This window comes from Bacillus cereus group sp. MS39 (assembly GCF_040448665.1).
GTDB lineage: Bacteria > Bacillota > Bacilli > Bacillales > Bacillaceae_G > Bacillus_A > Bacillus_A wiedmannii.
On the sequence record NZ_CP123058.1, the window covers coordinates 5,207,630 to 5,222,559 of the forward strand.

Sequence of the window (14,930 nt, forward strand, 5' to 3'; positions counted from 1 at the left end):
AAAAATAACCTTGCGCGTGCGCAAGGTTATTTTTTCGTTTCTGCTTGAAAACGTTTATAGTATGTTGATGCTGTTGCAAAGTTAATTTCTATATCACGAATCAATGATGAGTCTTCTTCTTTAGCTAACTTCTGTAATTTTTTCATTGCTTGTTCCGATTCATTCAAGAAACCAGCGTATACCTCATGTTCTTGCTCTTTCGACTTTGGAACACGAATTTCTTTACGTATATGATCAATATCTTCTAACATGCTAGTCGTTACCTTTTGCACATCTTCTTTATATGTAGCATTCGTTATTTCCTTACCGCCCTTTTCTTTTGCCACTTCAAATAACTGTAGTGCTTTATTAATTTCTTTATTCATTTTCATATCGTATTTTTCATGTACTGCACGGTATTCTTTCATCTCTTCTGTTTGCTCAGTAGATTGCTCTACCTTTTCTTTCGGTTCTTTCGTATCTTTATTTCCATTACATCCTGCTAGAAGGATCATACTTCCCATTACAGCAATACCCAAAACCTTCTTCATCTCTTCTTCTCCTTTTATCTACAGCTACTACTCATTATAGTTTCTTTTATCTCCACTTGTTATTATACCGAGAACATCCTACTTTTTACACTTAAGACGCTACCTTAATATACATCCCCACATTTTTGTCACAGTATCGTCACTTTATGCAAATAACTTTTGCATCACCTTACAAAGCTATATGAGTTATTTCAAAGAAATGAAAAAAAGAGCTGATTCCAAAATATTTGAATCAGCTCTTTTTTATAATTTAAGCTTCTAAATTTTGTCTTTGTTGCAGTTCAAACTGCTTTTCACTTCTTCTGGCCATAAATAGATAACATAATACAGCACCAATTTCACAAAGAGCTATCACAACCCCCATCGGTAATGCGGTATTGCTTCCGCCAATACCTACTAATGGTGCAACAAGTGCTCCTGAAATGAACTGTAATAAACCTAATAAAGCCGATGCCGTTCCTGCAGCTTGTTTCTGGTTTCTCATCGCTAATGAGAAACCAGTTGTTGATACAACCCCGACACTTGATACAACAAGGAATAACGAACATAAAACACCAATTAAACCTATTCCTAGTACAATTGTCAGTAGTAAAGATAAACCACCAACAGCTGCAATAATAATACCGGAAACGAATAACGTTTTCTCATTCACTTTCCCTGCTAAACGGCCTGTAACCTGACTAGCAATAATAATACCGATACCGTTAATCGCAAAGAATAAGCTAAATTGCTGTGGTGATGCTCCGTATATGTTCTGCAACACAAATGGTGAGCCCGAAATGTAAGCAAACATCGCCGCCGTTACTAGCCCTTGTGATAATGCATATCCCATAAACAAACGATCTTTTAACAGTTTTCCATACGTCGCCAATGTCCCTGACAAACCACCTGTTTCTCTTTCTTCAGGAGGTAATGTTTCACGTAATACGAAAGTAGCTGATATTAACATGAATACACTAATTGCTCCGAGAACGATGAAGACACCGCGCCATGTTGTGAACTGTAGTAATTGTCCCCCAATAATCGGTGCCAAAATAGGTGCTGCTCCGTTTACTAACATGAGCAGTGAGAAAAACTTCGTCATTTCAGAACCTGAATACATGTCACGTACCATTGCACGTGATATAACAATCCCGGCCGATCCTGAAGCACCTTGTAAGAAGCGCAATAACACTAAACTCCAAATAGATGGTGCAATAGCACAAAGTAAAGAAGAAGCAACATAAATAATAAGAGCGATAATAAGAGGTTTGCGCCTTCCGTAAATGTCACTAATTGAACCAACAAATAATTGTCCTACTGAAAGCCCAAGCAAACAAGCTGTCAATGTAAGCTGTGCAAGAGATGCGCCTGTTTGTAAATCATCTGTTAATTTTGGTAAAGAAGGCAAATACATATCAATAGATAATGGCCCAATCGCCGTAAGTGTCCCTAATACAAGAATCATCCATAACCTATTTGTCTTTACAGGTTTATATATTTCGTGATTAACTCCATTCACTTTTTCCGTTCACCCTTTCCGATAAATACTAAATCGTAACAATTATAGTTACAACATAAACATACGTCAAGTATAGTGCATTTTCCTGTTTCATACCGTAAAAAAAGCGATAGAATTTCTATCGCTTTACTTTTTCAAATTGCTATTTGTAAATTTAGATACGGAAGACATCGCCTCTCCTGTATCTAAATATGTTATTTGAATTGGATCTCCCACTTCTGTAAACATAGCATATGGGAATTTCTTCACCGGTATCATAAATACTTTTTGTTCATTCTCTAACAGTACATACACAATTGTATTTTCACCTGATTTTTCTTTATATACACGTTGTACAACGCCTTCTTTTTGTGCTTCTTTACCATTTGAAGTCGGTCTAAATGAATCTCCACTTCCACTCAGCGCATTTTTATAATTCTCAAGCGCTTCTTTTTGCGTCGAACCTGTTGCAAATATTTTCGCATTAGAAGCATAGATAACTGTATGAGCACGTACTAATCCCCCGTCATCAATAACAGGTACAATCCAAGAAGGTTTACCATACACGTTATAAATAACCGGCATCGTTCCATGCCATTTCTCTCTCTTAAAGGAATTATCCACTACTTCCGAAGCAGCTGAACCATCCATAATCCCCTTCACTTCTTTTCCGTTATAGTAATACAACTTACCTGTACGCGCATCGATAAGCGAGTAACCTAACGCAGAATCTACTCCCTCTTTCGGAGAGGTGAAATCAGTAAAGTAATATAACGTTCCATCCTTACCGAAAATTGGTGTAACTCCTTCTTTCGTTCCCCACTCAGTCGGAATCTTCATATCCGTTTGCGAGAATTTCGTATTCCAAAATCCGTGAATATATTTACCGAAATACGTATTTAATGTAGATGCGGTCTCGTGATTTAATACGCCATCAACGAATTTAGGTGCCTTTCCTTTGTCGTATCTTTTCACTTCACCTGTTTGCGCGTCTACTACTACAACGCCCTCTACTTCAAATCCAGATCTTCCTGAAATAAATTCACCGTACGTCATTGTATAATACGGTTTCCCTTGATCATCCACTTCGAATTTAGGTTTCCCTTTAAAGATTAGATTTGGTTCTGCTTGCCTTACAACACGCTCTAAATTATTCCCGAAGAACATGCTTGGCACATATTTCATTTTATAACCAAGATGCAGTTTCGCTTCCGCATCAGGATTCGTACCTGACATCGTTACGTACCCTGGAATTGTCTCAGCTTTACGTGCTTTAAAAAAGCCTGAAACTTCAATCGGTGCTACATATAAAGCCTCACCATTTACCATTTGTGGCGTTAATTCCCCTAGCTCAAAATAAGCTACTTTCGGAATATCCCCAAATACTTTTTTCATTTTATTCTCCGCTGTCTTTGGCGGCACTGTAAACGGTTGATCATTTTCAGTAAACGGCTCTGAAATATCTTTCTCGATCTTCACAACAGAATCATATTTTTTTTGCGTGATTACTATATCGTGTAAATAACCAAAATAGCCGTAACTTGCGAGTAAAATAAACATTAGAAGTCCCTTTAACGTACCTTCTAATTTCCCTATTTGATTTTGTGAAAATAAAACAAGCCCAATTAAAACTGCTACTGCAACGGCATAATGGGTAAGAATCGAATCTGCTCGATCATCGATTAGCCAAAGATATTCGTAGATTGCAATACCTATCCAAAATAATACAGGAATAACTAAAATGGATGATTTCTTACCCTTTACAACCTTCTCATCCCCTTTCTTATCCACTGCTCGAAGTTTACTACCGCTTCTTGTCCATGGAATCAAAAACAAAGTGAGAATAGCTAAAATTAAAAATTTCATCAAAGGCAATGTCCCCTTTTCTTTTATTTTCCCTTTTAGTATAACAAATAAAGGGTATTCAGGTAAAAATGGGATGATTATATTTTTTTACTACTTAATACAATCCCACTCACTACATATAAGATGGATGCAATATAAAAAATGGTGCCAATCGTAAAGAAATCTACTAAATATCCCGTTGCAATAATTGCTATTGCTCCTCCAATTGATGTCCACACATGATATTTTCCAATCTCATAACCAGCATTTTCTTGCACAACCTTTCGTGCTAACGACGTCTTCTCGGTATTACGCTGCACAGCACCTAAAACTCCCATTACAATTTGAAGAATATACACATGCCAGACTTCCCTGGCAATCGGGAAACAAAGCATTAATATCGCCATGGACCAAGCATATATAATTAATAATTTTTGATCACCTACTCGATCAGACATCTTTCCTACTAATGGATATACAAGTGCTGAAGTTAAAGCAAATAAGCCATACGCCCAGCCAAACTGCGAGAAGCTATTCCCAACATTCCGAAGCAATAGAATGTAAAAAGGAAATACCATACTTCCCGCCATCATAATTATGCTTTGTGACGCTACAAATCTTCTATATGTCATTTCGTATACTCCCTATAAAATAAATTCACAAATCTCTCTTTTGGATCCGCTTCTTTTTTCTTCTGAAGAAATTCTTCTATACGAGGATATGCCCTCTTTAACTGCTCCTTCGTTGGATACGAATAGTACGGTAAATAATAACTACCATTATGTTTTAAAGTAACATCAATCATTTTCTGAATGACATCTTCTGTTTTCTTTATTTCATCCTCTGAGCGTCCTTGGTTAATTAAAAGAACTAGCGCAAACATATCATCTTTCGCATAGGATAAAACTGCATTTTCATTCTTTTCCACATAACGAATCGTAATATTGAGCAAATTAAACTCTTCTTCATTTAATACGTTACGTAGATCATCTATGTATTCCGTGAAGAAATCTATAGGCACAAAGTATTCTTGTAACACTTCTGTTCTATTCGAATTTTCATATTCCATAAAGGCACTATCTGACCTCATAACATTATTTCGCGTCTCATACGCTCCATCTGTACGCTCAAAATAACTTCTTTGTATATCCCAAAATGTATTCTTTCCCCAATCGCTATAACGGGATAATCCGAGTAAAAATTTCGGTGCAGCTATAATAGTTTCCTCTTTTAATTCACTGTGCTCTTCCCTCATATTTTGATTTTTCGCCAATGTATAATCTGTCACATACATCTCTTTTAAAAATGAATTGGGGGCAACAGAAATACGGGCTAAGTGCATACGAACATTTTCATCTCTTTTCACTTTATCTTTGAAATAAGATGTGTATTCTTTATAATCTATCATTCTCGTATGCATTTCATATAATTCATCATCAGTTAACTTTAATGTCACATCTAACATGACACCAAATAACCCGTAACCACCTATGACATATGGGAATAGCTCTGCATTTTCTTCTCTACTTACATTACGTACCGTACCATCTGCCATTAACAATCTGAATGACTCTACTGTATCGATCAATGCTTCATGACGAATATCACGCCCATGTACATTCACACTTAATGAACCACCAACAGTAAAAATGTTTTGAGATTGCATTACTTGAACCGCAAGACCATATGGATTGATTTTCTTTTGAATGTCATTCCATGTGACACCGCTTTGCACCCTAATCCTCTTCTCCTCCGGATCAAATTCTAATATTTTATTATACCCCTTCATATCAAGCATCGTGCCGTTCGGATAATACGTCTGTCCTCCTTGACTATGTTGCATACCTGCAATGGAAATTTTCTCTCCGGAAGTATTTGCATCTTTCACTACCTGTTTTAATGAACGTTCATCCTCAGCATTTTCAACACGTTTAATTTTCGTTGGAAGCAACTTTCCTACATCGCTCATAATAGGGTGCTTTAGTTGCTCTTTATATGTATTTACAGATGTTGCAAGCAACACTGTATAAGCCACAATGACCACCGCTATCTTTCTTTTTTTCAAATGACACTCTCCTCTTCTACAGTTTTCCCTCTTCATATTGTACCTATTTTCCTATGAAGAAAGTATACAAAAAAGAGGGCACCTTATTTTAGGTCCCCCCTCATCAAAACTGTTACTTTGCTGCCGGCAATTGTATTGGGTCAAACTTTTCGTACGACGTATATTTTGCGTTCGTAATAATGTGTGCTTTATCCTTGCCGTTACTACTCATAATCATGTCTATCTTTGCTGATTCATATTTAAAATCTTTTGTAATGATATATTCTGCATCCACTTCTTCTATCTTCGCATTTTGTGCTTGTAACATTTTCTTCTGTGTTTCATCCATGCTAGTTAACATACTTTCTGTTTCTTGCCCTTTTAATGTAAATTTCAGTTTATATTTATCTCCACTTTTCTCCATCTTCATTTTATCTAAAACTACTGCTGGTACTTCTAACTTATCTATAATATCTTGAGTCGCTTTCATTCCACCAGCGTTTAATTGCTCCTCTGGTACGGTTATAACTTCTCCTGTATTAGGGTTTTTTACCTCGCCAGCAACTTTACCATCCACAGTATACACTACAACATCTGTACCGGAAATATTCATTTCAGAACGAGAATTTTTTGTCTTTGGCTCCAATTGCATCTTAGCCTTTACTATATCCATCTCTGTTCCCTCAGCTTTTACCCCTACACCATATGTCATCGTTACATGCTCTTCATTTTTAAAAGCTTCGTTCGTTTTCTTGAAAACATCCTTCGCTGCTAATTCTTTTTCTTTTTGAACTGATTCTTTTTTCGGTTCATCCGTCTTTGCTGTTTTCTCATTACTACACCCTACCCCTAGACTGATTGCAAGTACTAAACTTGAAACAAAAATATTTTTTTTCATAATGTCGCCCCCTTTCCCAAAATAATATCACCTCTTTTCCTATGAAATCTATATAATTTTTAATCTATATTCGCTATATAGCGACATGTTTAATGAAGGTTTTAAATATGATGTAAATAACAACAACTCATTTCAGGAGGTCATTATGAAGGCGATCATTTGCACACAGTATGGACCACCTAACGTTCTTCAGCTTCAAAATATAGAGAAACCTACACCTAAAAAGAACGAAGTATTAATTAAAATTCACGCAACAAGTGTATCGACTGGAGATTGTAGAATCCGCGGTTTTAATAGTCCCCTCTTATTTTGGATTCCTATGCGGATCATATTAGGTTTCAGAAAACCGAGAAACCCTATACTCGGCGTAGAGTTATCCGGTGAAATCGAAGAAATAGGAACAGATGTAACTCAATTTAAAAAAGGTGATCCAATTTTTGCATTAACAGAACTAAACCTCGGTGGTTACGCCGAGTACACATGCGTACATGAAAGTGGATTAATAACATTAAAACCTACCAATGTGACGTATGAAGAAGCCGCAGTTATTCCTTTTGGTGGAACTTCAGCATTACATTTCCTGAGAAAGGGCCGTATAAAAAAAGGGCAACAAGTGCTCATATATGGTGCCTCCGGATCAGTAGGAACAGCTGCTGTACAACTTGCTAAATATTTCGGTACGACCGTTACGGCTGTTTGTAGTAATTCAAATTTTGAACTCGTTCAATCTTTAGGAGCTGATAAAGTAATTGATTATACGAAAGAAGATTTTACTAAGCTGGGTGAACGCTACAATATTATATTTGATGCAGTTGGAAAACATAAAAAATCCCTTTGTGAAAAGGCATTAACACCTAATGGGAAATATGTATCTGTGAATGGAATGATGGCAAAAGTAAGTAAAGAAGATATGATTCTACTAAAAAAACTCACTGAAGCAGAACATCTAAAGCCTGTTATTGATAGAACTTACCGATTAGAAGAAATTGCTGAAGCTCATATATATGTAGAAAAAGGGCATAAAAAAGGAAATGTTTCGATTACCTTAAAATAAAATATATTCAGAAAATAACATTGACAATTCTTTTTGTAAGATTTACTATTAGTACCATATTAAAAAAACTACATACACATACTCTTATCAAGAGTGGCGGAGGGACTGGCCCGATGATGCCCGGCAACCGAGCTTATGACGTATAAGCTAAGGTGCTAATTCCTGCAAAACGAGTTTTCGTTTTGGAAGATAAGAGAGGAACCTATTTTATCTATTCGGCACCTCTCTTATTTTTGAGAGGTGCTTTTTATTTTGGAACGTATATGAAGGGGGAACTATAGATGAGAAAAGTATTATTGAGCATTGTAAGTGGAGCGGTATTATTGTTAGGTGCATGTGGTGCTAATTCTGATAAAGAGGTAAAAGCATTAGATGAGAAAAAGATTACTGTCGGTGTAACAGGTGGACCACATGAACAAATTTTTGAAAAGGTAAAAGAAGTGGCAGCCAAAGACGGGCTCGAAATTGAGGTAAAAGTATTTAATGATTATGTAGCACCAAACGTATCCCTAGATGAAAAAAGTCTTGATGTAAATAGCTATCAAACGAAATCTTATTTAGACGTATTTAAAGCTGAACGTAATATGAAATTAACGGAAGTATTTTCAACAGTAACATTCCCTATGGGCGTATATTCTAAAAACATAAAAGATGTAAAAGATTTAAAAGAGGGCGACGCAATCGCTGTACCAAATGATCCAACGAATGAACTTCGAGCTTTAAAACTATTTGAAAAAGCAGGAGTTTTAAAAGTGGATCCAAAGGCTACTGAAAAAGCGACTGCAAAAGATGTAATTGAAAACCCAAAGAAATTAAAGATTGTTGAATTAGAGGCATCTCAATTACCGACACAACTAAGTGAAGTGAAAGCAGCTGCAATTAATACAAACTTTGCATTAGGTGCAAAATTAAGCCCTGCGAAAGATTCTATTTTCCGTGAAGGAAAAGATTCACCATATGTAAACTGGGTCGTTGTTCGTACTGAAAATAAAGATGATACTGTTGTAAATAAATTAAAGAAAGCGTATCAATCTAAAGAAGTAAAAGAATTTATCGAGAAAAAATTTGATGGTTCAGTTTTACCATCTTGGTAGGAGCTGACGATAATGATTGAATTAAAAAATGTATCCAAAGTATTTACAACAAAAAAAGGGAATGTAGAAGCTCTTAAACCTGTTTCCCTTCAAGTAAAAAAGGGCGAAGTATTTGGAATCATTGGATATAGTGGCGCTGGTAAAAGTACATTAATTCGATGTGTAAATTTATTAGAAAAACCAACGACAGGAAATATCATTGTAAACGGCCAAAACTTAACAACTTTATCAGCAAAAGAACTAGCAAAATCGAGACAAAAAATCGGAATGATTTTTCAAGGATTCAACTTACTTAAAACTGTGACAGTTTATGAAAATATCGCATTACCTTTACGTCTATCTGGTCTTCCCAAAAATGAAATTGAAAAAAGGGTAGAAAAGTATTTACGTATTGTCGATCTTTTTAATCGAAAAGATGCATATCCGAGCGAACTTTCTGGCGGCCAGAAGCAGCGTGTTGCCATTGCACGTGCACTATCACATGAACCGGAAGTGTTATTAAGCGACGAAGCAACGAGCGCTCTAGACCCAGAAACAACGGATTCTATTCTCGACCTATTACTAAAGATTAATGAAGAAATCGGGATTACAATTTTATTAATTACACATGAAATGAATGTCATCCAGCGTATATGTGACCGAGTTGCTGTTATGGAACATGGAGCAGTAGTCGAAAGCGGGACTGTGAAGGATATCTTCACAAACCCACAACATGTAACAACGAAAAAATTTGTAAACAGTGCATTTGCAGCTAAAATTCCAGGAGAGGTAAAAAAAGAACTACAAACTACCGGTGAAATTGTAACTCTCTCCTTTATAGGGAATGCTTCAGGAGAGCCAGCATTAGCTGTTGCTACAAAACGTTTCCAAGTGTATCCGAATATTTTATCCGGTAATATTACACAGTTAAAACATGAAGCATATGGGAAACTAGTCATTCATATGCAGGGTGAAAAAAATGAAGTAGACCGCGCTTTATCCTTTTTACAAGAGCAAGGGATCATCGTAGAAGGAGGTAGAACAGACTATGGGAAACAAATCCTTTTTGGATGAATGGGGTAAAGTCATATGGGAAGCAACCATTCAAACATTTCAAATGACATCTATTTCACTATTCATCTCTATCCTTATTGCATTACCACTTGGCGTTACACTTGTTTTAACGAGACCTGGTGGACAGCACGAAAATAAAATCATTTATCCAATCCTTAATACAATTATTAATATAATTCGCTCTCTTCCATTTATCATTCTATTATTCTTCATTTTACCTTTTACAAAGTTTCTAATGGGAACATCCATTGGCGTGCAAGGAGTTATCGTACCACTTGTCGTATTCACAGCTCCTTATATTGCACGATTAATGGAGACAGCTTTATTAGAAGTAGATCGTGGTGTTATTGAAGCTTACCAAGCGATGGGCATTTCTACTATAAAAATCATTTGGCACGTTATGGTGAAAGAAGCTCGTCCCTCCCTTATACTTGGGTTAACAATTGCAACGATTGGTTTAATCGGTGCAACAGCAATGGCTGGACTTGTAGGTGCTGGCGGTCTTGGTGATTTAGCATATCGATTCGGACATTTACGCTACGAACCTGAAGTAATGTATGCAACTGTCTTTATTTTAATTATCCTCGTTCAAGGGCTACAATCTTTAGGGAATGGTGTTGCACGAAGATTGAAGAAAGATTAAAAAAAGAAGGTATCTCACCAAGGTGAGATACCTTCTTTTTATCCCGCTATTCGCCGGGCAGTAAGACCCCACCTCAAAATTCAACGGAAGCAAAGAAGTTAGGTGGGGAATCAACTGCCCGTAAAAGCCCGATAGGTGAAGGCTAATAATCAGTGGGGGATGCCCCCCACTGATTAAAGTTTCACTTTATCTTTTAAATCCACCTTCTGAATGAATAACCTGTCCAGTAATCCATTCTGCTTCTTCACTTACTAAAAACTTAATAAGTCTTGCTGCATCCTTTGGCTCACCAATTCTTCCAAAAGGAAACATTGGTTTTAATCCTTGCTTTATCTCTTCAGTCATCCAGCCTGTATCAGTTGGACCTGGGTTAATTGCATTCACTGTTATTCCTAAATGAGCTACCTCAGCTGACAACGTACTAGTAAGAGCATCAATAGCTCCCTTCGTTGTTGCATATGCTAGTTCTCCTGCCATAGGTCCTTTAAATTGTCCCGATGTCATATTCACAATTCTACCACCAGATTTCTTATCAAACCCTTGGGCAAATTGACTACTTAACAACGTAGTCGCACGAACATTTACCATGTAGTGCTTATCTAATTCTTCAGCAGTCAAATTAGAGAAGTCATTATTTGTGGAATACGCTGCATTATTAATTAATATATGAGGGTAGCCTAGTTGTTCAGTAACTTTATGTATAAGCTCTTTCGGTGCACCATTCTGAGTTAAATCTAACTCCATACTCGATACTTTAACACCGCTTTTTAGTAACTCTTCTTTTAATTGTATTTGTTCACTTTGATCAACGCCCCAAGGCATCTCTTTATCGTACGCTATCCAATACGTAAAAAATATATCGTATCCTGCTTCAGCTAATTCTTTACAAATTGCTGCGCCTATACCATCTAGACGACTTACACCTGTAACAACTGCTATTTTATTTTTTAATTGATTCATCATATACTCCTCCAATTTTAAAGGACGCATATTTTATATAAGAGATATGAATTTCCCTACGCATTAGCCTTACAAAAGGGATGTACAAGCCAAATATGCAGTCCTTGAATGATTTATAGACAGCTAAATAAGCCCTCACTTATGAGAGAAAAATTTATCTATCTAAATTTCGAATCATCAAAAGTTCATCCACATATCGAGTCTTTATCCCCTCTCCATATATCTCCAAATTTTATTTTAGCATTAAAGATTTAATATTTCAAAAATAAAATAACCACTCCTATTTATAAAGTATCATGTACTATAAACCATAGTTAATAACTAATTTAAGTTTAAGTGTATACATTTACCATTACCTGTTCGTTGTATAAGTGTAGGGAGGAAAAATGATGGGAAAAGAAAATATATTGACCTCCTATCTTATCAATTTAGGAGAGGAAGTGTTCAAACTACTATTAGCGAAAGGAGCTATAAAGGAAGATGCAGAAGACATCATCCAAAATACTTTCTATAAAGTATACACATTGCTAGATGACTTAACCGAGAGTAACATTCGTCCGTGGTTTTTTAGAGTCGCATTAAATGAATACATTGATTTAAAACGAAGAAAAGAACAGCAAAATATCTACTTAACTGAAGAAATTTATTCAAAACTTCAATATACAGACCGAGAATTGGATGCAGTTTTAAATAAAGATGAGATTTTCTATTTATTAAAAGATATAAAACTAGAATACAAAGAAGCCTTCTTTTTAAAATATTACTACGATTTTACATACGAAGAAATCGCTCTAATACTAGATATTCAAGTAAACAGCGTCAAACAAAAGTTACAGCGTGCACGTAAAGCAATTCACTCAAAAATAGGAGGAACACCTTAATGGATACTTCTTTAAAAGATGCATTAAAAAAGGCTAAAAGAAAACAGTTACTTAAAATCATCATTACCTCTATTATCGTTGTCATGGTGCTTATCCCTATCATTTATAAAGTTGGCAATTACTTTGCAGCGAAAAGCTCTACAAAGCTTCACGAACGACTCTTTTTACATAATGCAATTGCAGAGCCCAATGTCCATATTGATTCTCAAGTTACGAGTAATTCCTCTATGTTTGGTGGCAATATCGTATCTAATCGTTCTAAAAACATTAACGGTTACTTAGTGCGATGGAATACACTGACAAGCTCTTACGACTGGTTTCGTTCTAACATCGATTACAACGAGTTAATACCAGGTTCTTATTGGTCTAGTTCTAGTACCGAGTCTTACAATTATGATAAACAAACGAAAAATAAAGTTGCTACATTTTATAATCCAGCCATCAAGAAATATCATGATGGCGTCAAAAATGAATTAAGTGCAGTTTCAACAATGGATAACTATGTAGCAGAAGTTGCTATCTCTTTCGATAAAGCTTATACATTAAAAGAAATTCAAAAGAAACTACCAGATAACTTAAATATCGTATGGATATATATGGTCTCACCTATTAAAGATGAAAGCAGAGGTCCTTCCGGTATGCCAGTTTACGGATTTAATCCAGAAAAATCCCCTGAAGAAGCATACAAAAGGTTCTTTGATTCACTTAAACAATTCGATGACGATGGATATGACGAAGATATTCAAAAGTTTTTAAAATCAAACAAGGACAAACCATTCGATCAAGTGAAAATTTTAGGTGTTATGCTAACTGGGAGAACAGAAAACTTTAAGGCGTTAGAAAACCAAGACTTTATTCGCGGTGCTTCTGTAGGGGTGACTGCACAAGTTGTTCCTTATATAAAGCCAGAGAAATAATACGGAATGCCCATATGAACTTAAAGAGCATACATGAACCTGTTTACTACGGGAGCTATCCGCTACAATAGATAGCTCCTATCCCTGATTTATTGCTTAATTTTCAAAAATAAACTTCACAATATTGTATGTGCAATTTTATAAATAAGAAATCATAAATTTGTTCACATTATATCCATTGTGAATTTTCTCACAATGGATATATAATAAACGTGTAAATACAATATTGGAGGGATTTCAATGGTTATCAATTTTTTAAGAACTGATAAACGTGCTACTTTCATATTATTACTTTTACGGCTTTATATAGGATATACATGGCTCGCTGCTGGGATAGGCAAAGTCTTTGGACAATCTTTTGACGCAAGTGGCTTTCTAAAGGGTGCTATTGCTCAAGCATCAGGTGACCACCCTGCAGTACAAAGTTGGTGGGCAGATTTTCTTCAACATTTTGTCCTTCCAAACGCAGACCTATTTAGCTTTTTAGTTCAATGGGGAGAAATTTTAGTAGGTCTAGGTTTAATTTTAGGTGGATTAACAAAAACAGCTGCATTTTTCGGAATCATAATGAATCTTTCATTTTTATTAAGTGGAACTGTTAGTGTAAACCCAAACCTGCTTATTTTGACTATGTTCATTTTAGTTGCAGGGCAGAACGCTGGACGTATTGGATTAGATGGCTATGTTTTCCCTAAACTTTTCCGTAAAAACAACCACGGAACATATAAATTAAGTAAAACTGCGTAGTAACAGTTTACTTTTAAAATATAAATAAGAAAAAGAGCCTGAATATAGGCTCTTTTTCTTATTTATCCTAATTTAAACTTTTAACGAGCCACGAAAACCTCTGGCAGCATAATAAGAGTCTGCTCCATTGTGATACACGAAAACATGTCCGAAGCGATAATCGCAAAATAGAGCACCACCGAGTTCTCGAATATCTGAAGGTGTTTGTACCCAACTTGATGATTTCATGTCAAAATCCCCAAACTGTTGCAACTCTCGATATTGTTCTTCAGTTAGTAATTCAATGCCCATAGCAGTTGCCACATCAATAACGTTATTTTCTGGTTTATGTTTTTTTCTTGCCTCTAACGCTTCAAGATCATAACAAAGACTTCTGCGGCCCTTAGGACTCTCCTTTGAACAATCATAGAAAGTATACTCGTCCTTCTCTTCATTATAACCAACAACATCCGGCTCACCGCCAGTTACTTCCATTTCATGAATTGACCACAATTTTTCAGTATTAGTAGCCAGCTTCGCTTCAATCTTAGCCCATTCAAGACCTTCATGGCGGTTCATGTTTTTCTCAAAACGAGCTTGTAATACTTTTAGTAGTTCTTCACGTTGTTCTACAGATAACTCATTTTTATTCTCTGTCATATTAGTCCTCCGAATTACGTTTCCTTATAATCATTTACATTTTTTCAATACTGGTTTGCATGCAGTTTACAATAAATTATATAATTTGTTGTATCTCTTTTTCAACAATCTGACACGATTGCACAACAAAAAATCCCTGTGTGGA

15 protein-coding genes and 1 riboswitch are annotated in these 14,930 nt (G+C 35.8%); of the genes, 7 read left to right on the top strand and 8 right to left on the bottom strand.

Annotation, left to right across the window (positions count from 1 at the left end):
* Positions 1–26 precede the first annotated feature (26 nt).
* From QEP67_RS26870 to QEP67_RS26895, 6 genes are all read right to left on the bottom strand, one after another.
* Positions 27–530 (bottom strand): hypothetical protein, encoded by a 504-nt coding sequence (locus tag QEP67_RS26870; RefSeq protein WP_000756532.1) that lies wholly within the window; start codon positions 528–530, stop codon positions 27–29.
* Positions 531–780: 250 nt separating this feature from the next.
* Positions 781–2,031, bottom strand: a complete 1,251-nt coding sequence (locus QEP67_RS26875) for a Bcr/CflA family efflux MFS transporter (RefSeq protein WP_001014693.1) — start codon at positions 2,029–2,031, stop codon at positions 781–783.
* A 126-nt stretch (positions 2,032–2,157) separates the two neighbouring features.
* Positions 2,158–3,876, bottom strand: coding sequence for a DUF3981 domain-containing protein (locus QEP67_RS26880; RefSeq protein ID WP_000670275.1), 1,719 nt, complete (start codon positions 3,874–3,876; stop codon positions 2,158–2,160).
* A gap of 77 nt (positions 3,877–3,953) precedes the next feature.
* Positions 3,954–4,487, bottom strand: a complete 534-nt coding sequence (locus tag QEP67_RS26885) for an MFS transporter (RefSeq protein ID WP_000222363.1) — start codon at positions 4,485–4,487, stop codon at positions 3,954–3,956.
* Positions 4,484–5,920 (bottom strand): FAD-binding oxidoreductase, encoded by a 1,437-nt coding sequence (locus QEP67_RS26890; RefSeq protein WP_000746291.1) that lies wholly within the window; start codon positions 5,918–5,920, stop codon positions 4,484–4,486. The genes QEP67_RS26885 and QEP67_RS26890 overlap by 4 nt, the downstream gene beginning before the upstream one ends.
* 112 nt (positions 5,921–6,032) lie before the next feature.
* Positions 6,033–6,797, bottom strand: coding sequence for a hypothetical protein (locus QEP67_RS26895; RefSeq protein WP_000739339.1), 765 nt, complete (start codon positions 6,795–6,797; stop codon positions 6,033–6,035).
* A 145-nt stretch (positions 6,798–6,942) separates the two neighbouring features.
* Between QEP67_RS26895 and QEP67_RS26900 the strand changes: the two genes are divergently transcribed.
* The 4 genes from QEP67_RS26900 to QEP67_RS26915 all read left to right on the top strand — a co-directional run bounded on the left by QEP67_RS26900 (position 6,943) and on the right by QEP67_RS26915 (position 10,641).
* Complete coding sequence (locus QEP67_RS26900; RefSeq protein WP_000643893.1) at positions 6,943–7,851, top strand: NAD(P)-dependent alcohol dehydrogenase; 909 nt, start codon at positions 6,943–6,945, stop codon at positions 7,849–7,851.
* Positions 7,852–7,932: 81 nt separating this feature from the next.
* Positions 7,933–8,047: riboswitch (SAM riboswitch) on the top strand.
* An 85-nt stretch (positions 8,048–8,132) separates the two neighbouring features.
* Entirely contained in the window at positions 8,133–8,945 is an 813-nt protein-coding gene (locus QEP67_RS26905; RefSeq protein WP_001233393.1) for a MetQ/NlpA family ABC transporter substrate-binding protein, read from the top strand.
* Between the two features lie 12 nt (positions 8,946–8,957).
* Positions 8,958–9,998 carry an ATP-binding cassette domain-containing protein gene (locus QEP67_RS26910; protein ID WP_000571346.1) on the top strand — a complete coding sequence of 347 codons (1,041 nt, stop codon included), beginning with the start codon at positions 8,958–8,960 and terminating at the stop codon, positions 9,996–9,998.
* Positions 9,973–10,641, top strand: a complete 669-nt coding sequence (locus QEP67_RS26915) for a methionine ABC transporter permease (RefSeq protein WP_000527133.1) — start codon at positions 9,973–9,975, stop codon at positions 10,639–10,641. Before QEP67_RS26910 ends, QEP67_RS26915 begins: the two co-directional genes overlap by 26 nt.
* Before the next feature lie 186 nt (positions 10,642–10,827).
* Here the strand turns inward: QEP67_RS26915 and QEP67_RS26920 are convergent, their stop codons facing one another.
* Positions 10,828–11,604, bottom strand: a complete 777-nt coding sequence (locus tag QEP67_RS26920; protein WP_002109129.1) for an SDR family oxidoreductase — start codon at positions 11,602–11,604, stop codon at positions 10,828–10,830.
* A 386-nt stretch (positions 11,605–11,990) separates the two neighbouring features.
* Between QEP67_RS26920 and QEP67_RS26925 the strand changes: the two genes are divergently transcribed.
* The 3 genes from QEP67_RS26925 (at position 11,991) to QEP67_RS26935 (ending at position 14,146) form a co-directional block, all read left to right on the top strand.
* On the top strand, positions 11,991–12,482 hold the full coding sequence (locus QEP67_RS26925) for an RNA polymerase sigma factor (RefSeq protein WP_000514142.1): 492 nt from the start codon (positions 11,991–11,993) through the stop codon (positions 12,480–12,482).
* Entirely contained in the window at positions 12,482–13,399 is a 918-nt protein-coding gene (locus tag QEP67_RS26930; protein ID WP_000381490.1) for a sigma factor regulator N-terminal domain-containing protein, read from the top strand. Before QEP67_RS26925 ends, QEP67_RS26930 begins: the two co-directional genes overlap by 1 nt.
* Positions 13,400–13,639: 240 nt before the next feature.
* Positions 13,640–14,146 carry a DoxX family protein gene (locus QEP67_RS26935; protein WP_000236367.1) on the top strand — a complete coding sequence of 169 codons (507 nt, stop codon included), beginning with the start codon at positions 13,640–13,642 and terminating at the stop codon, positions 14,144–14,146.
* A gap of 72 nt (positions 14,147–14,218) precedes the next feature.
* Here QEP67_RS26935 and QEP67_RS26940 read toward each other — a convergent pair whose 3' ends face one another.
* Positions 14,219–14,785, bottom strand: a complete 567-nt coding sequence (locus QEP67_RS26940; RefSeq protein ID WP_000138380.1) for a DUF4256 domain-containing protein — start codon at positions 14,783–14,785, stop codon at positions 14,219–14,221.
* Positions 14,786–14,930: the final 145 nt, after the last annotated feature.